The organism is Enterococcus sp. 3G6_DIV0642, from assembly GCF_002140635.1.
GTDB lineage: Bacteria > Bacillota > Bacilli > Lactobacillales > Enterococcaceae > Enterococcus_D > Enterococcus_D casseliflavus.
The window spans coordinates 678,394-698,818 of record NZ_NGLH01000001.1 but is presented as its reverse complement, the minus strand read 5'-3'; the positions used below and the strand labels follow the sequence as shown (position 1 = coordinate 698,818).

At 44.2% G+C, this 20,425-nt stretch carries 17 protein-coding genes and 1 other annotated feature; of the genes, 3 read left to right on the top strand and 14 right to left on the bottom strand.

What is annotated here, in order from left to right; genetic code table 11:
- Positions 1–112: 112 nt before the first annotated feature.
- Positions 113–631 (bottom strand): hypothetical protein, encoded by a 519-nt coding sequence (locus A5878_RS03360; protein WP_005231097.1) that lies wholly within the window; start codon positions 629–631, stop codon positions 113–115.
- A gap of 175 nt (positions 632–806) precedes the next feature.
- Between A5878_RS03360 and clpP the strand changes: the two genes are divergently transcribed.
- Positions 807–1,397: an ATP-dependent Clp endopeptidase proteolytic subunit ClpP gene (clpP, locus tag A5878_RS03355; protein ID WP_005225161.1), complete on the top strand. Its 591-nt coding sequence runs from the start codon at positions 807–809 to the stop codon at positions 1,395–1,397.
- 62 nt (positions 1,398–1,459) lie between these two features.
- Here the strand turns inward: clpP and A5878_RS03350 are convergent, their stop codons facing one another.
- The 3 genes from A5878_RS03350 to A5878_RS03340 form a co-directional block, all read right to left on the bottom strand.
- Positions 1,460–2,053, bottom strand: coding sequence for a gamma carbonic anhydrase family protein (locus A5878_RS03350; protein WP_256925760.1), 594 nt, complete (start codon positions 2,051–2,053; stop codon positions 1,460–1,462).
- Positions 2,054–2,115: 62 nt separating this feature from the next.
- Positions 2,116–3,873 (bottom strand): ABC transporter ATP-binding protein, encoded by a 1,758-nt coding sequence (locus tag A5878_RS03345; RefSeq protein ID WP_086294594.1) that lies wholly within the window; start codon positions 3,871–3,873, stop codon positions 2,116–2,118.
- Positions 3,870–5,603 carry an ABC transporter ATP-binding protein gene (locus tag A5878_RS03340; RefSeq protein WP_010747462.1) on the bottom strand — a complete coding sequence of 578 codons (1,734 nt, stop codon included), beginning with the start codon at positions 5,601–5,603 and terminating at the stop codon, positions 3,870–3,872. The genes A5878_RS03345 and A5878_RS03340 overlap by 4 nt, the downstream gene beginning before the upstream one ends.
- Positions 5,604–6,004: 401 nt before the next feature.
- On the opposite strand from A5878_RS03340, the gene A5878_RS03335 reads away from it, so the two are divergent.
- Positions 6,005–6,217, top strand: coding sequence for a DNA-directed RNA polymerase subunit epsilon (locus tag A5878_RS03335; RefSeq protein WP_005225157.1), 213 nt, complete (start codon positions 6,005–6,007; stop codon positions 6,215–6,217).
- Position 6,218: 1 nt separating this feature from the next.
- Positions 6,219–7,898: a ribonuclease J1 gene (rnjA, locus tag A5878_RS03330; RefSeq protein ID WP_086294593.1), complete on the top strand. Its 1,680-nt coding sequence runs from the start codon at positions 6,219–6,221 to the stop codon at positions 7,896–7,898.
- A gap of 144 nt (positions 7,899–8,042) precedes the next feature.
- Here rnjA and A5878_RS03325 read toward each other — a convergent pair whose 3' ends face one another.
- The 10 genes from A5878_RS03325 to ezrA all read right to left on the bottom strand — a co-directional run bounded on the left by A5878_RS03325 (position 8,043) and on the right by ezrA (position 20,388).
- A complete protein-coding gene (locus A5878_RS03325) occupies positions 8,043–8,243 on the bottom strand; it encodes a cold-shock protein (protein WP_005225155.1) in 201 nt (66 codons plus the stop codon).
- Between the two features lie 199 nt (positions 8,244–8,442).
- Complete coding sequence (gene radC / locus A5878_RS03320) at positions 8,443–9,135, bottom strand: DNA repair protein RadC (RefSeq protein ID WP_010747461.1); 693 nt, start codon at positions 9,133–9,135, stop codon at positions 8,443–8,445.
- 81 nt (positions 9,136–9,216) lie between these two features.
- Positions 9,217–9,891, bottom strand: coding sequence for an HAD family phosphatase (locus A5878_RS03315; protein ID WP_086294592.1), 675 nt, complete (start codon positions 9,889–9,891; stop codon positions 9,217–9,219).
- Positions 9,884–11,197 (bottom strand): folylpolyglutamate synthase/dihydrofolate synthase family protein, encoded by a 1,314-nt coding sequence (locus A5878_RS03310; protein ID WP_086294591.1) that lies wholly within the window; start codon positions 11,195–11,197, stop codon positions 9,884–9,886. The genes A5878_RS03315 and A5878_RS03310 overlap by 8 nt, the downstream gene beginning before the upstream one ends.
- A 147-nt stretch (positions 11,198–11,344) precedes the next feature.
- Positions 11,345–13,990: a valine--tRNA ligase gene (locus A5878_RS03305; RefSeq protein WP_086294590.1), complete on the bottom strand. Its 2,646-nt coding sequence runs from the start codon at positions 13,988–13,990 to the stop codon at positions 11,345–11,347.
- A 434-nt stretch (positions 13,991–14,424) separates the two neighbouring features.
- Positions 14,425–14,659: a binding site (T-box leader), on the bottom strand.
- Between the two features lie 57 nt (positions 14,660–14,716).
- A complete protein-coding gene (gene tpx, locus A5878_RS03295) occupies positions 14,717–15,208 on the bottom strand; it encodes a thiol peroxidase (protein WP_010747457.1) in 492 nt (163 codons plus the stop codon).
- A 65-nt stretch (positions 15,209–15,273) separates the two neighbouring features.
- The gene (locus tag A5878_RS03290) at positions 15,274–15,927 is read right to left on the bottom strand and encodes a redox-sensing transcriptional repressor Rex (RefSeq protein ID WP_005225148.1); all 654 of its coding nucleotides are present in this window, start codon (positions 15,925–15,927) and stop codon (positions 15,274–15,276) included.
- Between the two features lie 154 nt (positions 15,928–16,081).
- Positions 16,082–17,290 carry a tRNA uracil 4-sulfurtransferase ThiI gene (gene thiI, locus A5878_RS03285; protein ID WP_086294589.1) on the bottom strand — a complete coding sequence of 403 codons (1,209 nt, stop codon included), beginning with the start codon at positions 17,288–17,290 and terminating at the stop codon, positions 16,082–16,084.
- 47 nt (positions 17,291–17,337) lie between these two features.
- Positions 17,338–18,480 carry a cysteine desulfurase family protein gene (locus A5878_RS03280; protein WP_074934654.1) on the bottom strand — a complete coding sequence of 381 codons (1,143 nt, stop codon included), beginning with the start codon at positions 18,478–18,480 and terminating at the stop codon, positions 17,338–17,340.
- Positions 18,481–18,666: 186 nt separating this feature from the next.
- Entirely contained in the window at positions 18,667–20,388 is a 1,722-nt protein-coding gene (ezrA, locus tag A5878_RS03275; protein ID WP_005225145.1) for a septation ring formation regulator EzrA, read from the bottom strand.
- Positions 20,389–20,425 lie beyond the last annotated feature (37 nt).

Here is a 20,425-nt window from a genome sequence, read left to right as displayed (position 1 = left end):
AAAACACCCTTACTATGATCGCAGTAAGAGTGTGTGTGATCAGTTAAAAAAGCGCAACCGTCGATACTCTGGTTTGGTTGCCTTAACCAAGGAAAACGGCTGACCAGTAGAATCAAATCGTTTTTGAAAAATAGGTCAACGGTTCGCTCGTCATGTTTTTCATTTGGGTTTTACGCTCATTGACCATTTCAACCAATTGATCAAGGAAATTTTCCATAATGATCCGACCGCCTTTATAGGTATACCCACCGATTTTAACAGTTTCCTCTGGGGATAAAATCACCCGACGTGTTCCGATTTTTTTGAAAAATTCTTCCAAGAAAAAATTCGGTAGATAAAAACTGTTTTGCGCCGCAAAAGATTGTAGATAGGCAAAATCATCGATGGTGATATAACAGTCGTCAAAGGCATCAAAGCTGACATACTCATCCATCAGCATGACCCGTTTTTGTAGAATCTCACTGATTTTTTGATTCAATAAAACCAACGTTTCGATTTCTTTGACTTTATGCTCCAACAAACGGCGTTGTTTTTCTTTTTGTTCCTCATACCGAATGCGTAAATTAAAAATGATGGTTACTAACAATGCGCCCACTAAGACGCCGATCAAACCTGCTATTGCTACTGCCATTCTTCGATCCTTCCTCATTCCTTTTTTCATATTGTATCATATTTGAAAGTTTCGCAAAAAAGATAACGAACTTTTTATTTGACCTTTCTTGACCTAATCGGTATACTATCTCTTAGATATTGCGAAAACTTTATGCTAAACTATATCTATAACGATTTTTAGGAGGACTATCACTATGAATTTAATTCCTACAGTCATTGAACAATCATCTCGCGGTGAAAGAGCGTATGACATCTATTCTCGTCTATTAAAAGACCGGATCATTATGTTGAGTGGTCAAGTAACCGATGACTTAGCAAACTCGATCATTGCTCAGCTTTTATTCTTGGACGCGCAAGATTCTGAAAAAGACATCTACTTGTACATCAACTCGCCTGGCGGAAGCGTTACTGCTGGTCTAGCGATCTTTGATACGATGAACTTTATCAAAGCCGATGTCCAAACCATCGTTATGGGGATGGCTGCTTCTATGGGTTCATTCTTATTGACCGCTGGTGAAAAAGGCAAACGCTTTGCGTTACCAAATGCAGAAATCATGATTCACCAACCATTAGGTGGCGCACAAGGACAAGCAACTGAGATCGAAATTGCTGCCCGCCACATTTTGGCAACCCGCGAACGTCTGAACAAAATCTTGTCAGAACGTACTGGTCAACCAATCGAAGTGATTGAACGCGACACCGATCGCGACAACTTCATGACCGCACAAGAAGCCAAAGATTACGGTTTGATCGACGAGATCATGGAATCAAACAAATTGAAATAAGCTTGCATAAAAAAAGGTGTACGAGGCAATTCGTACACCTTTTTGCGTCTTTTGGTTTGGCGTCAGACTTCACCATATTCCCCCTGTTGGTAAGCATACCCATTTTCCACGTAATGCGTGATGTTTGCCTGATTTTTGGCGATCTCTTCTTTTGTCAACGGGCGGATCACTCGTGCAGGACGACCAAACGCCAACACATTGGGCGGAATGACGGTTCCTTCCGTTACTAACGAACCAGCACCTAACAAGCTATTTTCACCGATCACTGCATGATTCAAAACAATCGAGCTCATGCCGATCAGCGCCCCTTTTTTGATGGTACAGCCATGAAGCATACACTGATGCCCAACAGTCACATCGTCTTCCACGATCGTCGGGGCATCGTGATCAACGTGAATGATCGTTCCATCTTGAATATTGGTACGCGCGCCGATTTCGATGCGATTGGCATCGCCTCGAATCACTGCTTGAAACCAGACCGTACTCTCTTTTCCTAGAGTCACGTTTCCTACGATCGTCGCATTTTTTGCCACAAAACAAGGTGTTCCTTGCAACGAGGCTGGCGAAACTATTTTGTGGGTTTCATTCCCTGATTGTTCTTTGTCCATCAACTTCTCCTTCCAATCCATAAACGGATCTGCGCTTTCTTTTTTCACTATAGCACCACCCTTGCGACAATGCAAAAAGAGCGCCAGTCAGACTGGACGCTCTTTTGGGTTTACTCGGCTTCTTCTGAAAATTGGCTTTGGTACAGTTGACTATAAAAGCCGCCAGCTGCCAACAAGGTCTCGTGATTGCCTTTTTCAATGATCGACCCTTGATCCATCACTAAGATCAGATCTGCTTCACGAATCGTTGACAAACGATGGGCGATCACAAAGCTGGTACGACCTTCCATCACTTTATCCATTGCTTTTTGAATCAGCGCTTCTAAGCGGGTATCCACCGAACTGGTGGCTTCATCGAGAATCAAAATCTTCGGATCAGAGATGACTGCCCGAGCGATGGTCAACAATTGTTTTTGCCCCAAGGAGACATTGTCGCCTTCAGAATTGATGATCATCTCGTAGCCATCTGGCATCGTACGAATGAAGTGATCCACATTGGCGGTTTTCGCTGCATCAACGACTTCATAATCGGTGGCATCTAATTTCCCAAAGCGAATGTTATCGCCGATCGTGCCTTCATACAACCACGCATCTTGTAAAACCATCCCAAACAGTGAGCGGACATCGTGACGTTCCATCTTTTTCGTGTCGATGCCGTCGATCTTGATAGCCCCTTCATTGACATCATAAAAACGCATCAACAAATTGATCAAGGTCGTTTTCCCAGCACCTGTTGGTCCCACGATCGCCACAGTTTGCCCAGCTTTGACTTCAAAGTTCAAGTCTTTGATCAATGGTTTTTTCGGATCATAGGCAAAGCCGACATGTTCAAAGGTCACGTCGCCTCTGATTTGTTCCGGCAATTGGATATCGGTTCGATTGACTGGCTCTTCTTCCTCATCTAAGATTTCAAAGACCCGTTTTGCTGCTGCTGAGGCACTTTGCAAGACGGAAGACAGCTGGGTAATGTTCCCCATTGGCTGACTGACTTGCCAAATGTATTGAATGAACGCTTGCAGCTGACCAACAACGATCACGCCGCTGATCACGTAAAAGCTCCCCATGACTGCCATTGCGATATAGGTAAAGTAAGCGGTCATTTGCACCAGCGGCATCATCAAGCCTGACACAAAGGCAGAACGAAAGCCGTAATAGCGCAACTGGTGGTTAACGTTTTTAAACCCTTCAAGTGTTTGCTTTTCCCGTCCATACACTTTCAACACACTGAATCCAGTCATGTTTTCTTGTACGTAGCCGTTCAGATCCCCTAACGCATTTTGCATGCCTTGGAAGTCTTTTTGCGACTTTTTGACGATCGTGCGAGAAATCAATAAGGAGGCTGGGATCATGATCAATGAAACCAATGCCATGTAGGTATTGATGTAAAACATCATGGAAACCGCCATAACGATTCCTAAGAAGGCATTGACGATCCCGATCAAGGCTTGTTGCATCGCACCGCTGACGGCATCCACGTCATTGGTCACCCGTGACAAGATATTCCCTTGTTGGTTGCGGTCGAAGTAAGAAACGGGCAAACGATTGATTTTTTCTTCAATGTCTTGCCGCAGATCTCGCATCGCAGATTGGACAACGTTGGTGATCAGCAGCCCTGACATCAATTGTGAGAAACAGTAACCGACACCAACGACTGCGATCCAGATCAAGCAAAGGATCACGTAATCAAAATTAACGCCTTCGCCTGCAGCGATGTTGCGGCTGATCTCTGTCGTCGGTAATCCAGAAACATACGGCATTGCCGCATTGAAGCCGACGGTTGCAACAGTAAACAGCAAGACTAGGATAAATTGTACTTTGTACGGTTTGATGTAAGCACCTAACCGTTTTAAAGAAGAGATTGCTTTCATTGTGCCAACTCCTCCTCTGATAATTGTGACGCCGCAATGTCGTAGTATACTGGACAAGTTTGCAGCAGTTCTTTGTGGGTGCCGATGCCAACCACATCGCCTTCGTTCAAGACGACGATCTTATCGGCATTCATGATCGTTCCTACTCGTTGAGCAACGATCAAAACGGTCGATTCTGTGGTTTCTTTTTTCAAGCGTGCCCGCAATTTTGCATCCGTTTGGTAATCCAATGCAGAAAAACTATCATCAAAAATATAGATCTCTGGTTGGCGGATCACCGCACGGGCAATCGCTAGGCGTTGTTTTTGTCCGCCAGAGAAGTTGGTTCCGCCTTCTGCCAAGTGAGCATCAAAGCCATCTGGTGTGCGAGAAATGAAATCTGCCGCTTGCGCAATCTCGGCTGCTCGTTCCAGCTCTGCTTGCGTGGCATCTTCTTTCCCATAGCGTAGGTTTTCTGCGATCGTCCCTGTAAATAGCAACGCTTTTTGAGGGATAAACCCGATCTTGTTGCGCAACGTCGTTAAGCTGTAATCCCGAACGTCAACACCATCCACCAAAACTTGGCCTTCACTGACGTCGTAAAAACGTGGGATCAATTGGATCAAGGTTGATTTTCCACTTCCAGTACTACCGATAAACGCCACGGTTTCCCCTGGTGAAGCGGTAAAGCTAACATTACGGATCACTGGACTTTGAGCATGTCCTGGATAAGCAAAGGTAACATTTTTGAATTCCAAGAAGCCTTTCGTCTTAGTTTCTGTCACTGGCTGTTCTGGCTCTTTGATTTCAGAAGTCGCATCTAACGCTTCTTGGATTCGACGAGCAGAAACCGCCGCTCGTGGATACATCGTAAAGACAGTCGCAAACAGCATGAAAGAAAACAGCGCATGGAAGATGTATTCGATAAATGCAATCAAGTCACCGACCTGCAGTTGCCCTTGATCGATTTGAATACTTCCCGTCCAAATAATCAAAATCATCACGATATTGAATAAGAAGAAAAAGCCCGGTTGTGCCGTTGCCATCAAGCGAAACAAGCTGCGAGAACTAGAAGCATAGGCTTGGTTGACTTTGCCAAAGCGTTTTTCTTCAAATTTTTCATTGACGAAGGCACGGATCACTCGTAAACCAGAGAGATTTTCCCGCAAGATGCCATTGATTTTATCTAGATTGGCTTGTTGTTTGGTGGATAAGGGTTCCGAGATTTTGGCAATGGCGATGACGGCCATCAACAATATCGGCAATGCCCCCAAAACATACAACCCTAGTTGTGTACTTGTCCGCATGACCATGTACAAGCTGACCACAAACATCATGGGTGTCATCAAACCCGTCCGTAAGATGCTTTGCATAAACAGCATGATTTGATACGCATCATTGGTCACACGGGTGATCAATGATGAAACCCCGATTTTTTCATATTCGGTATGTGAATAGCCTTGGACTTTTTCAAAAAGATCGTCACGAATATCTGCCACAATGTTAGTGGTGATACGTGACGTGAAATAGCCTAACAAAATGTTCATCGTGATCCCCACAATGGTGATTGCGATCATCGCCGCACCCATTTTCCATATGTAGTCGCGATCACCAGCGGCGATCCCTTTGTCGATCATTCTTGCCAATAACGTCGGCAAACCTAATTCAATCAAAATAAAACCAAAAACACAGATGAAATTAAAAACCAGCAGTTTCTTGTTTCTCATCGTGTAGTGCCACATTAATTTCAAAAAATCCCCTCCTTTTTTACTTCATTACTTCTACTATAGCATAGGAATATTCTTATTGTAATGCACTTTCAACGAAAAAAAGCAAACTTCAGCGATCGTCCTTTCATTTTCTTTCAGTAAGCCTTTTCAAAATGACGTGTTTCTATACTTATTCGTTTTTCTGTGATAAACTAGGGATACTTGTAGTGGAACGACTTACAAACCCGGTGAATTTTTTATGACGACATTTGGAAAGCAAAGACGAGGCTTTCTCTTTTTTCTCACAACGATTGTCTGAAAAAAGCATGCAGCGGCTCTCGAAGCCTTCTTTTCAGGTCACTTTATTCGGACCTCGATTTTGTGATGCAGCGAATTCATCAACCAAATAGACTACTGCGAAAAGCAGATAAAGGAGAAAAGATATGATTTACAAAATTTATTACCAAGAAACAAAAGACCGCAACCCAAAGAGAGAACAAACCCACTCTTTGTACATTGAAGCAGACGATGCAGTGATCGCACGCCGTCTGGTTGAACAAAATACCCCATACAACATCGAGTTCGTTCAAGAACTAGATGAAAAACATTTAGCTTACGAAAAAGAAAACGCTGATTTCAAATTAGCGGAGTTTTAAGATGAAAGTTTCGCTGAAAAATAATGAGACCGGCGTATTCGGCGTCGGTGGACTTGGCGAAATCGGAAAAAACTGTTATGGGGTTCAATTCCAAGATGAGATCATCTTAATTGACGCGGGAATCAAATTCCCCGAAGATGAACTGCTTGGGATCGACTATGTCATTTCCGATTATAGCTACATCGTTCAAAATTTACCGAAAGTCAAAGGCTTGATCGTCACTCATGGTCACGAAGACCATATTGGCGGAATCCCTTACTTGTTGCGGGAAGCCAATATCCCGATCTATGCGGGACCCTTGGCACTTGCTTTGATCACCAACAAATTAGATGAGCATGGCTTATTGCGAGACGCAGAATTACACGAAATCAATGAAGATACGGTGATTCGTTTCCGTAAAACATCCATCAGCTTCTTCCGAACGACCCACAGTATCCCAGATGCTTTAGGTGTCGTTGTCAAAACGCCTTCTGGCAATATCGTCGCAACTGGCGATTTCAAGTTTGACTTTACGCCTGTGGGCGAACCAGCAAACTTGCACAAAATGGCAAAAATTGGTGAAGAAGGCGTCCTTTGCCTCCTTTCCGATAGTACCAATGCAGAGATTCCGACCTTTACCAAATCAGAAAAAACGATCGGCAGCTCGATCCAAAAGATTTTTGAAAAAATCGATGGTCGGATCATTTTTGCCAGCTTTGCCTCCAACATTTTCCGTCTCCAACAAGCTGCAGATGCGGCGGTTGCGACTGGACGTAAAATCGCCGTTTTTGGACGCAGTATGGAAAATGCAATCGTCAACGGACAGCGCCTTGGCTATATCAAGGTGCCAGATGGAACCTTTGTGGAATCTCATGAGATCAACCGTTTGCCTGCAAACGAAACCATGATCCTTTGTACGGGTTCTCAAGGAGAGCCGATGGCTGCTTTGAGTCGGATTGCCAACGGGACTCACCGTCAAATCCAAATTCACCCAGATGATACCGTGATTTTCTCAAGCTCACCAATCCCAGGAAATACCACGAGTGTCAATCAGCTGATCAACTTGCTGTTGGAAGCTGGCGCAAACGTGATCCATGGCAAATTGAACAACATCCATACTTCTGGTCACGGTGGCCAAGAAGAACAAAAACTGATGTTGCGTCTAATGAAGCCAAAATTCTTTATGCCTGTCCACGGGGAATTTCGGATGCTGAACATCCACACCCAGCTGGCACAAGATGTCGGTGTACCAAAAGAAAATTGTTTCATTATGGAAAATGGTGACATGTTGGCCTTAACGGCGGATACCGCTCGCTTGGCTGGTCATTTCAATGCCAATGATGTTTATGTCGACGGCAGTGGTATCGGTGATATCGGAAATGTCGTCTTACGGGATCGTCGCATTCTTTCAGAAGAAGGCCTCGTCTTAGCTGTCGCGACAGTCGATGTGGCGAGGAAAGAAGTCCTTGCTGGACCAGATATCCTTTCTCGTGGGTTTGTTTATATGCGGGAATCTGGCGAGATGATCAACGAAGCACAGCAGATCCTCTTCCGTGTATTGCGGGAAGTCTTGAACCAACCAGACCCAACAGAACACAAATTAAGAGAAGCGATGTCTTCGGCGTTACAGCCATTCCTATTTGAAAAAACTGAGCGTCATCCAATGATCCTTTCGATGATCATGACGCCAGACGATTTATAGTCTCACATGCGAGGGTAGTTCTCAGGTTACTGAGAACTACCCTTTTTCCTTTCCGTTATAAAAAGCAAAAAAAAGACCATCGAATCGATGGTCTTTTGGGGTTTTTGATTTCAAAGTGCTCTTACTGGCAGTTTGTTTGAAAGCTTACGCTTTGTTTACGTTAACTGCTTGAGGTCCACGATCAGAATCTTCCACGTCGAAAGTTACTGCTTGACCTTCTTCTAAAGTTTTGAATCCTTCACCTTGGATCGCTGAAAAGTGTACAAATACGTCTGTACCGTCTTCGCGAGAGATAAAACCAAACCCTTTTTCAGCATTGAACCATTTTACTGTACCTTGTTCCATTAAAAAAAACCTCCTCGTGCATAAGCACTTAATTGTGTGTAACATTGCATTTGTGCGATAGAGGCCTAACGTGCGTTTCAACATCTATTCAGCAAACAAAATTACAATAATATTTTACACTTGCCCGTATTTTTTTGCAAGACAGACGATTAGACAATTCACCTTTATTTTTAATAATGTTCGCAAACTCGGCTTATTTTCACACGTCTTCCTGTTGCCACAGCCCCTCTTCTCGCAAACTGACATAGGCATTGTCGCCAATAATCAAATGATCCAGTATGTCGATCCCCATCAAGTCTCCGCACTTGATCAAGCGGCGTGTAAACAGCAGATCTGCCTCTGAGGCTTGGGGACTGCCGCTGGGATGGTTGTGGACGACGATCACTCGGGCGGCACTGTAGCGTACCGCCCAATGAAAAATCTCCCGTGGGTGAGCGATCGACTGATTCAACGATCCGATGAAGATCGTTTTTTTCTGAATGATCTCATTTTTCGTATTCAAATATAGTCCTAGTAAATGCTCTTGACGACAATCCTTCAACTCTTGGATCAACTGATGGGCGATCGCCATACTAGAGTTGACCTTACCGTACTTTGGTTGAGCGGAGCGCTGGATTCGCACACCTAATTCAACCATCGCTTTGATCTCGATGGCTTTGATTTGTCCGACGCCGCGAATTTCTTGTAATTCATCGATCGTCGCTTGCTTTAATTCATACAATTCTTGAAAACGATTCAAGACACTGGCCGCTAACTCGAGGACATTCAGAGGACGTGAGCCAGTTCGCAGCAAAATGGCCAATAATTCTTGATTCGAAAGGGCATCCACTCCATATTCTACTAAACGCTCTCGGGGAAACGAACTTTGGGGAATCATTGTTTCATTGATCATAAAAAACTCCTTTGCGTCGGTCTAATAAAAGATACGCAAAGGAGAGAGTATTTCATGAATCAGGTGCGCAAAAAATCACAGTTAGATTGAAAAGGCGGTTTCTAGAAAATCTGGGACATCCTCTAGTGATGATAAGACTTTCAAGACTTTTTCTTCAATGATGGTCGTCGGCGCGATCAAATCGGGAATCATAATGACTGAGATCCCCGCCCCATGAGCAGCATGAATACCGTTAGCCGAATCTTCAAGGATCACCAATTCTTCTTTTGGTACCGCCAATAATGCGTGGGCTTTTTCAAAAATCTCAGGATCTGGTTTTGCTCGTGTGACATCATCAAAGCAGACGATCTCAGGAAATTCCGCCGTTAAGCCTGCTGCTTCCAGCAAGGTATCGATCACTTTGCGCTGGTTACTAGACGCCAACACTCGGGGAATCTTTTTCTCATCAAGATAATGCAATAACTCGTGGATGCCCGGCTTCAATTCAGCCTCGCCCCGTTGGAACATTTCCAGCGTTTGCTGAAAAGCCGCTTGGATAAAGTCTTCAATCATTTGATGCCCAAAGGCTTCGTCGAACCGCTCATGGTAAGCTGCCCAGACTTCTTCATCCGAGACCCCCACATAAGCTAAATACAACTCTTTTGTATAGGGAATCCCCATTTGATCCGCCACGATTTGAGTAGCCTGGTAATAGAGCAGCTCCGTGTCAAAAATCAAGCCGTCCATATCGAAAATCACACCACGTAACTTAGCCATTTCTTCCTCCTATTGCCAACAACAATTCACGAACTTCTGAAACAAAATACAAGGATCCTGTCACCAGCAGTAAATCTTCATTGGTCATTTTTTCTAATAATTCTGCCAAGCCAAACTGCCATAAAGAAACGGTTGAGATTCGTTTTTCATCGAGTTCCTGATAGCCGTCTGCTAAATGCAATGCTTTAGGAAAATCAAAGGTCGTTAAATAAATCTCGGCTTGCGGAATTGCCAGCAATTGCTGAAGCATCTCATTGACGTTTTTGGTTTCTAAGGCTGAGAACAGCACATGGATGCGATAGTCGCTGAACTCTTCTTTCATCGTATCCGCCAAGCGAGCCATGGCATGCACGTTATGGGCGCCATCGATGATCACTAGTGGTTCACTGCTGATTCGTTCCATTCGGGCGGGCCAATAGGCTTTTCTTAGCCCATTGCGAATCTCTTTGGCTGAAAATGGCAGCTGCCGCAGGTCGCAATACAGGCTATACAATTGAATCGCAACACCGGCATTTTCTGGTTGATGGCGGCCTAACATCGGCGTTTTCAAGCCTTTGATTTTGCCATGCTCATTTTCAAAATCAAACAATTCGCCCCACTCTTCATCAGGATGACGATAGGTCACACGGTACTCTTGCCCTGCATGATACGCAGGTGCCTGTGCTTCTGCAGCTTTCAAATCGATCACCGAAAGCGCACTTTCAACGATATTGCCAGTCACAAGGGGAATTTGTGGTTTAATGATCCCCGCCTTATGGGCAGCGATTTTTTCAATGGTATCGCCTAAGACATCCATATGATCCATGCCGATCGTCGTGATCGCCGTCAACATTGGGGAAATAACGTTGGTACTATCTAAAAGTCCCCCTAGGCCAACTTCCATTATCGCAACATCGACGTTTTTTTCTTCAAAATAGCCTAACGCCATGGCAGTAATGATTTCAAACTGAGTGATGCCCGTCAAGGTTTCATCACGATCGATTTCAGCAACCAGCGGCTGGATTTTCTCCACCCAAGCAACCAAATCCTCATCTGATATAAATTGTCCGTTGATTTCGATCCGTTCATTGAACGCTTCAATGTGCGGGGAAGTAAAAGTCCCCACTTGCTGCCCAGCTTCTTCTAAAAGACTGCGCAAATAGCTGACGGTTGATCCTTTGCCATTCGTGCCGGCGATATGGATCATGGTTATGTTTTTTTCAGGATTGCCCATTCGTTTTAATAATGCTTCGACACGCATCAATCCGGGTCTTTGCCCAAATGCCAAACGCGAATGGATCCACGCTGTTGCTTCTTCGCTTGTCATCTCCTTCACCTCGCTCTTATTTTATCAAAAATCCCACAGCTTTCCCAATTTCTTTCCTTTAAACGAGAAATTTGTTTGACGGTTTCTATTGATTACGCAAAAACAAGCATCTACAAGAGATGCTTGTTTGCAGACAGTCGACGCTTCCTATTGAATCGTGCGCAATTGCTCGATCCGTTCTTGGACTGCTTTTTGTTTTTCAAGATAATCGGCTTCTTTGCTGCGTTCTTGTGCTACGACTTCCTCTGGTGCATTGGCAACGAAGCGTTCATTCGCCAGTTTGCCTTGTACCCGTTGAACTTCTTGGGTGAACTTCGCTAGTTCTTTCTCCAAACGCGCGATTTCTTCTTCAATGTTGATCAACCCAGCTAATGGCAAGTAGATCGTCGCACCTGATAGGATAGCTGACATCGCCAATTCAGGGGCTTGTAAGCTGTTAGAGATTTCTAGTTCTTCTGGATTACAGAAGCGTTCGATATAGTTTTTGTTGGCGATCAAGAATTCTTCGATCTCAGGCTCATTTGCTTGGATCAGCAAAGTGATTGGTTTCGAAAGTGGTGTGTTTACTTCTGCACGGATGTTTCGAACCGAACGAATCAATTCTTTCAACACTTCCATCCCTTGCGCCGCTTTTTCATCGGACCATTCTGGTGCCACTTGTGGATACTCAGCAACAACTAATGATTCCCCTGTATGCGGCAGTTTGCTCCAGATTTCTTCTGTAACAAATGGCATGATTGGGTGCAACAAGCGTAAAATTTGATCAAGAACATGGACTAAGATGCTCTTATTGACTTGTTTCGCTGCTTCATTGTCACCGTATAAGGTTTCTTTCGACATTTCAATGTACCAGTCACAGAAGTCATCCCAGATAAAGTTGTATAATTGACGACCCGCTTCCCCAAATTCGAAGCGTTCAAAAAGGTCAGTGACTTTTTCAATCGTTTCATTCAAGCGCGTCAAGATCCAACGATCCGCCACTGATTTTTCACCAGAAAAATCAATGTCTTCGGCAGTCATTTCGCTGACATTCATCAAGACGAAACGGGAAGCATTCCAAATTTTATTGATGAAGTTCCAAGCGGCATCCATTTTCTCATAGCTGAAACGCACGTCTTGCCCCGGTGCAGAGCCATTTGATAAGAACCAACGCAATGCATCGGCACCATATTGTTCAATGACTTCCATCGGATCGATCCCGTTTCCAAGAGACTTACTCATTTTGCGACCTTGTTCATCACGGATTAATCCGTGGATCAAGACATTTTCAAATGGTCGTTTGCCAGTAAATTCCAAGCTTTGGAAGATCATACGGCTTACCCAAAATGCGATAATGTCATAGCCAGTCACTAATGTATTGGTTGGGAAGTAGCGTTGGAAATCTTCATTGTTTTCATCTGGCCACCCCATTGTTGAAAACGGCCATAAAGCAGAACTAAACCAGGTATCCAATACGTCTGGATCTTGCTGCCAATTTTCGGCATCCGCTGGCGCTTCAAGTCCTACATACATTTCTCCCGTTTCTTTGTGGTACCAAGCTGGGATTTGATGGCCCCACCACAACTGACGAGAGATCACCCAGTCATGGACATTTTCCATCCAACGTAAGAATGTTTGGTTGAAACGTGGCGGATAAAAGTCCACCGCATCGTCGGTTTCTTGGTTGTCGATGGCTTGTTTTGCTAATGGCTCCATTTTTACGAACCATTGTGTCGACAAACGAGGTTCGACTACTACGCCTGTCCGTTCTGAGTGCCCTACGCTATGAACCATTTTTTCGATTTTGATCAGACGACCTAACGCCTCTAAGTCTTTCACGATTTGCTTACGAGCAGCAAAACGATCCATTCCTGCATAGGTACCTGCTAAGTCATTCATTGTTCCGTCATCATTCATGACATTGACCCGCGGAAGGTCATGGCGGTTACCGACCTCGAAGTCATTCGGGTCATGGGCAGGAGTGATTTTTACGACCCCTGTTCCAAATTCTTGGTCCACGTACTCATCTGCGATGATTGGGATCTCTTTATTGACCAAAGGCAAAATCACTTTTTTACCAATCAATGCTTGATAACGTTCATCTTCTGGATGAACCGCGACTGCTGTATCCCCCAGCATCGTTTCTGGACGAGTCGTTGCGATCTCCACCACACCGCTGCCATCTGCTAATTCGTAAGACATATGGTAAAAAGCACCTTCGATGTCTTTGTGGATCACTTCAATATCAGATAATGCCGTGCGGGCTTGCGGATCCCAGTTGATGATGTACTCGCCACGATAGATCAAGCCTTTTTCATATAGCGTCACGAAAACTTTACGAACCGCTTCGGATAATCCATCATCTAACGTGAATCGTTCACGGCTATAGTCTAGGGATAAGCCTAGTTTCGCCCATTGTTCCCGAATGTGACCGGCATATTCTTCTTTCCAATCCCATACTTGTTCAACGAATTTTTCCCGACCAAGGTCATAGCGAGAAATTCCTTGTTCCCGCAGCTTTTCTTCTACTTTGGCTTGGGTAGCGATCCCGGCATGGTCCATTCCTGGTAGCCATAAGGTGTCATACCCTTGCATCCGTTTTTGACGAATGATGATGTCTTGTAACGTGGTATCCCAGGCATGACCTAAGTGCAATTTTCCTGTTACATTTGGTGGTGGAATCACGATAGAATAAGGTTTTGCTTCTTTGTTGCCGCTTGGTTTAAAACGGTCATGTTCTAGCCAATCTTGGTAGCGCCCCGCTTCTACTTCTTGGGGATTGTACTTGGTGGATAGATTTTCAGTTTCTGTCATAGTTGGTCCTCCTAAAGTTACGTTTTTTAGACGTAATGGTTGGTGTGGTTTTTTTGTGCCTGTTGCTGGGTAAAGCGTGACAATGTTTGAATCGTTCAGGATTAGTGCCGTGGTAGAGATGATTATCAGCTGTTTATTGACGCCTCGCTTGTTATTCGTAAAAAAAACGTTGCTTACAGAGGTCAAGGCACACTTCCGTGATCCGCTATTGTGTCTTAGGGCTTTTGGCAAACGATCTGGCTCGCTTCGTGAACCAATTTTGATGACTTCGAGTACTGTTCATCATCTGCTCTGTCCCACTTTGTGGGCCACTCATTGTGATTCCTAGTATGGTTACTACGCTCCCTACGGTCGCCTAGTACTGTTCATCATCTGCTCTGTCCCTTGTGGGCCAGTCGCAGTGATTCACAGCAAAAAGCGCCCTAATGCCAAGGCATTAGGGCGCTGATACGCGGTACCACCTAAATTGCAGATTGCTCTGCCACTTTGACGTGAGGTAACGTTCACGACGCGCTTGATCTTACTGTGCGGCTTTGTCTGCAAGAAACAAACCGTGGTTCGGATCAAAGACCTTCAAGCTACCTTTTCAGTGTCTGGGGAAGTCTTGCACCGACCGACTTCTCTCTGACCGCCAGGGTCACTGATACTCCTCTTGAACATTGTCTTGCTATCATAGATTCTTGTTTCATCTTGCTACATTCTACAATGAACTTTTTTGAAAGTCAATCAGAGGTTTGCTTTCGCAGCATCAATGGCTGCTTGATAATCCGGTTCGTGGGAGATCTCAGGCACGATCTCAACGTGTTGGATCACGCCTTCACGGTCTAAAACGAAAATTGCTCGGGCAAAATGACCGAAGTCTGGGATCATGATTTGATAGGCCTCACCGAAGGTATTCGCCGGATCATGAAGCATGATCATGTCAACACCTTCTTGGCCGCACCATTGCGCTTGTTCTTCTTTTGTATTGTTAGAGATCGTGACAAAATGGATGTCATCCAATTGACTTGCCTCTTGGTTGAAACGCTTGGTCTGCAATGCACAGACGCGTGTCACGATATCGGGAACCACGCTGATGATCGTTGGTTTTCCTAAAAAATCAGTCAGTGTGTATTCCTTGTCCTCTAAACTTTTCAAGCGAAAATCAGCTGCTTTATCCCCTACTTTTGGTTGGTTGCCAGGCATCTCATAAACCGTTTCTTTGCGTGTAACTTGCATAACATCTCTCCTATAGCATTTTCTCCCAGTATAAGAAAGATTGTCAAAAAACGAAAAGGATTTGCTCAGACTTTCGATTTTTGCGAGTAGGTCGTATCAAAAAAGATCAATGTTTGCAATTCTGTCGTCAAATCAATGTATTGGATATTGACGTCTTTTGGCACGATGACGGGATCAGGGGCAAAATTTAAAATCGCTGTGATCCCAGCATCCACGATCGCATCGATCGCCATTTGTGAATAACGACTAGGAACGGTCGAAATCGCTACGGTGATCCCTTTTTCTGCTACGACTTCAGCCAATTGATCCATTCCATAGACATAACGCCCACTAATGGTCTGACCAATCATTTCTGGATCATTGTCAAAAACCGCGACCACGGAAAGATTTTCATTTCTGCGAAAATTGTTGTTGGCTAACGCTTTTCCTAAATTTCCATAACCAATCAAGGCGATTTTTTTCTCTTCATTGGTTTCTAAGATATAGCTCAATACCTCAATCAGATAAGGAACATCATAGCCATAGCCACTTCTGCCCAATTCTCCTAGATGAGAAAAATCTCGGCGGATCGTGGCTGAAGGAACTTGCGTGATTTCTGCAAACTCTTTCGATTTGATTCGCTGAATACCAGAGGCATCCAGTAATTTTAAGTGTCGTAAATAAGCTGGCAAACGTTTTGCCGTCGCTTTCGGAAGTTTTTTATCTCTTAATGCTTCCATCCTATCCACCCTCCTTGTTAAATGATTCACATATTGAGTGTAGCATGTTCCATTTTCAATAGCAAGAAAATATTCACAAACTCTCTCACTCGATGAAAAACGACCACAAATGTTCAAAAACAGTTGTGGTCGTAGCATTAAAATCGGGGTTTTATTATAAAAATTCAGCGAATTCCGTTGCTGCTTTCTCTTGATTTGCCGTGATTGCTTCCAGTTTCAACCCAGCCATCGCACGTTCCATCATCCCTTCGATATCGAGACGTTCTTCATATTGGTGGACCTTATCCAGTCTTGGGCGCGTCTTTGGTTGAGGAGGTGCAAAGATTGTGCAGCAATCCTCAAATGGCTGAACTGATAATTCAAAGGTATCAATGGCTTCGGCAACTTCAATGATTTCCAATTTGTCCATCGTTGCCACTGGGCGCACGATCGGCGTATTGGTTACTTCATTGATGGCGACCATGCTATGCAAAGTTTGTGAAGCCACTTGTCCTAATGATTCACCATTTAAGATGATCAAGCCATGACGAGCTTCCCGAATCGCATCCGTCAAACGCAGCATCATCCGACGGGTGATGGTCATCCAATAGCCTTGTGGCACACGATTTTTGATTTCTTCTTGGATTTCTGTAAACGGAACTTCGATAAACTGGATGCTTCCCACATAAGGCACAAGCTTCTTCGTTAAATCTTTGGCTTTTTGCAACGCTTGTTCACTCGTATAAGGAGGACTTGCAAAATGGACCGCTTCGATCTCAACGCCGCGTTTCATGGCAAAGTAGCCTGCAACTGGCGAATCGATACCGCCAGAAAGCATCAACATTCCCTTTCCACTGGTGCCCACTGGCAGCCCAGCGGCTCCTTGGATCGTTTCATAAGACAAATAAGCGCCATCGATCCGTATTTCTACACGCAAATTGATGTCTGGTTTTTTCATTTGGACTTTGATATCAGGAAAACGGTCGATCACCGCATTCCCTAAGGTCAAATTCAACTGGTTGCTATCTTGCACAAACGAATGATCACTGCGCTTGGCTGTGATTTTGAAGGTCTCAACGCCCGTATAGATCTCTGCCATGACGTCTTGAACGGCTTTCTTTAATACTTCGATATCTTTTTCGACCCGAATGCTGGGGGAAAAGTTTTGAATCCCAAAGACTTTTTGCAGCTTAGGAATGATCTCTTGGCTGTTTTCACCGTTCAATAGCAAGTGCATGCGATCTCGCTCGGCATGAACTTTGACATGGGGATAATCTGCTAAGGTACGTTTGACGTTTGAAGCTAATTGCATAATAAAACTACGACGATTTTTGCCCTTTGTTGACAGTTCGCCATAACGAACCATGATTTCTGAATAATTCACGAGAAAACTCCTTTGATTTGGATTGATTTTATAGTGGTCTGTCGTGCTTAATTGATTTTCGAAAATTTTTGGTACAACTGGTGGAAGACGATCAGAAACTGCTCGACTTCTGCCATTGTATTGCTCTCATCTAAACTGATACGAACAGCCGATGTTGCTAACTGTTCTGGAACGTGCATCGCATGAAGCGTACTGCTGGCCATCTTTTTACGGGAGGAACAAGCGCTCGTCGTCGAAAGATAGATCTGCTTTTCTTCAAAGGCATGGACTAAGACTTCTCCTCGGATCCCTTTTAATGAAAAACAAAGTATGTGCGGCGCAAACCCTTCTGTGCCAGAAAAAAGCGTGACTTTCTCGTACCCAGCCAGTGCTTCTTGCAAATAGCCTTTTAATAATTGAACATGGTTCGGCTTTTCAGCCTTTTGTTCTGTCGCTAAACGTAGGGCTTTTGCCATAGCAACGATTGCTGGTACATTTTCGGTGCCGCTGCGCTGGTTTTGCTCTTGCCCACCGCCGGTCATCAATGGCGCCAGCTTACGGCCTTGTTTCCAATAGATAAAGCCTGCGCCACGAGGTCCATGAAATTTATGCGCAGAGAACACGGCAAAATCGACCCGCTCATTGAACCATTGTTCTTGCGGCACCTTTGTGATGGCTTGGACGGCATCTACATGGAAATGGATCGTTGGATGGTCCGCTAGCACAGCTGCGATCTCATGGATCGGTTGGATCGACCCTACCTCATTATTGACCGCCATCACCGAAACCAAAATCGTTTCTTTGCGAATCATGTTTGCTAATTCTGACACGTTGACAAAGCCTTGCGCATCAACAGGTACCACACTGACCTCAAATCCTAATTCGGCTAATTGAGCCGCTGTTTCACTGACGGCAGGGTGTTCAATACTGGAAATAATCAGGTGATTCCCATAGGCTTTTTTCGCTAAAGCAGACCCTTTGATGACCCAGTTGTCTCCTTCAGTTCCCCCACTGGTAAATGCGATCTCTTTGGAAGAAACGTTTAACAGATCGGCGATCTGCTGACGAGATTGCTGCAGCAGGCGATTGGCTTGATTTCCTAAATCATGCAGGCTTGAGGGATTGCCGATGATTCGCTGACTGACTTGGACATATGTATTTAAAGCTTGTGGATAAATAGCGGTTGTTGCACTGTTGTCAAAATAGATCAATGATAGGACCCTTTCTCTAAAAAAATTCTTTCCCATTATAACTGCTCTTGGGCTGAGTTTCAAGGTGACTCGCTGGCTTTGGCTTTTTTTAAAGGAAACTTTTCCTTCCTTCGTAAGCGGTACTCATGCAGCGAGCCATTCTTTCCATGAAAAAAGCCAGTCAGTTTTTCACTGCTGGCTTTCGTATTATACTAAGTCGCGGTTATTGAAGTAGAAGTTTTCGATCCGTTTGAAGGCACCTGGTTCTACTCGTTCCAACGCTGTGCCGATTTCATCTAGCGCATCTTGATAGCGATATTCTTTACTAAACAAGTAAAGTGATTTGTCGATCGCTGCCTTGATATCTGGATGAGAATGACGATAGCGGTTGGCATATTGCATCATTTGCTCAGTCAATGCCGCAGCATCCACTAAGTCTTTTGTTTGTTCATCTAAAAGATCAAGATCTTCTTCACAGACAGAAACCAATTTATTGATTTCTTGCATGTTGATGCGAATCTTGTTCAATTCTTTGCCTAGTTCTTCCACCCGATCCGTTGCCACGAAGAAGAATTCTAAATACTCGCCTGGCAAACCAGGTAAGCGTTGTTTCTCAACAAACCGTTTCAAGTTGCGTAGACGGAATTCGAAGCTTTCCACTTTTTCTTGTGCAACTTTTTCGCCACGACGTAATTCCGCAAGAGAATCATCGATTTCAACTTGCTGGCTTTCCACATCATCCAAAATCTTGTAGGCATCTTTGTAGAAGCTTTGCACTTCTGAATAAGGAATCTCATGTTTTTCCAATTTCGGTAAGTACTCGTTGTTGCGGCGAGCCAATTCGTCCACTTCGGTTTGGAAGCCGCGGACGCGACCCAATTCATTATGATTCAAAGTATAGCTTTGCGCCGTATGATCCAACTCGATCAACAACTGACGGTTGTTCTTCGTTGCGTGGTCAATGTAGTCTTCGATGATCTGACGATTTTTCATGACATATTTCTTGGCATTGATCTCACGTTCCATCACCGTATACAAGGCATCGATATCACTTGCAGTATCACGGCTTGCCACTTCAACGGAAGCGACTTCTGTTTTCGCTAGATCGTTCATGGAGTTTTCAACCCGTTTTTTCACACGATTGATTTCTTCTTGGAAGTTTGCTTCTGGGAACACATATTTTTGTTCTAATAATTTTTTATAACCTTCTTGGATTTCTTTCAACTGATCAGGGAAGGTACGATTTAATTCTTCGTACGCCGCTGGGATCCGTTTCATTAGGTCTTCCACTTCATAGGTGTGTTTTTCCGCTTGGTCTAACACTTCCCGTGCTTCCACAGGATCGCCTGAAGTATTTAAGGTAACAAATTGGGTGAACTCAATTTCAATGTTTTTGATTTGTTTTTGCAGCTCATTGTAAGCAGGACCGAATTCTTCGCCTTGATCCCGCAGCTTCTTCTTCAAGTCTTCGTAAACGTCCAGCGCTTTTTGGACTTCCAGTGAATTTCGTTCTTCACTTTCTCGTAATTCTTTCAGGCCTGCGCGAATCTCTTCCACTTGGCGTTCCATCTCGTCCATGGTCGCTTCGGCTTGGACGATCGCCCCTTTTGCTTTAAAAAAGCGGATGCGTTCGTTCAGCTCTTCCACTTCAAAGATTTGACTTTCAAGTTCAGCAAAAGATTTTGTGGAGATATCTGTCCATTGTTGGTTCCACTCACGGAAGGTGTTTTGACTTTGACCAACCAAGTGCATTCTTTTTACTTCATCGACTTCTTCGATCACCGGCAAGTCAAACAGATTTTCTTTGCGTTTTTCCAAGTCATTCAGCTTTTCTTGGTTTTTCTTCCGCATGAAAAAGCCAATTGCATACAAGACCGCTGCGATGATGATGATGGCAATGACAATTCCAAAGATGATATTAGTTCCCATTTTGTGGTTCCTCCAATTTTCAAATATACATGTTTCG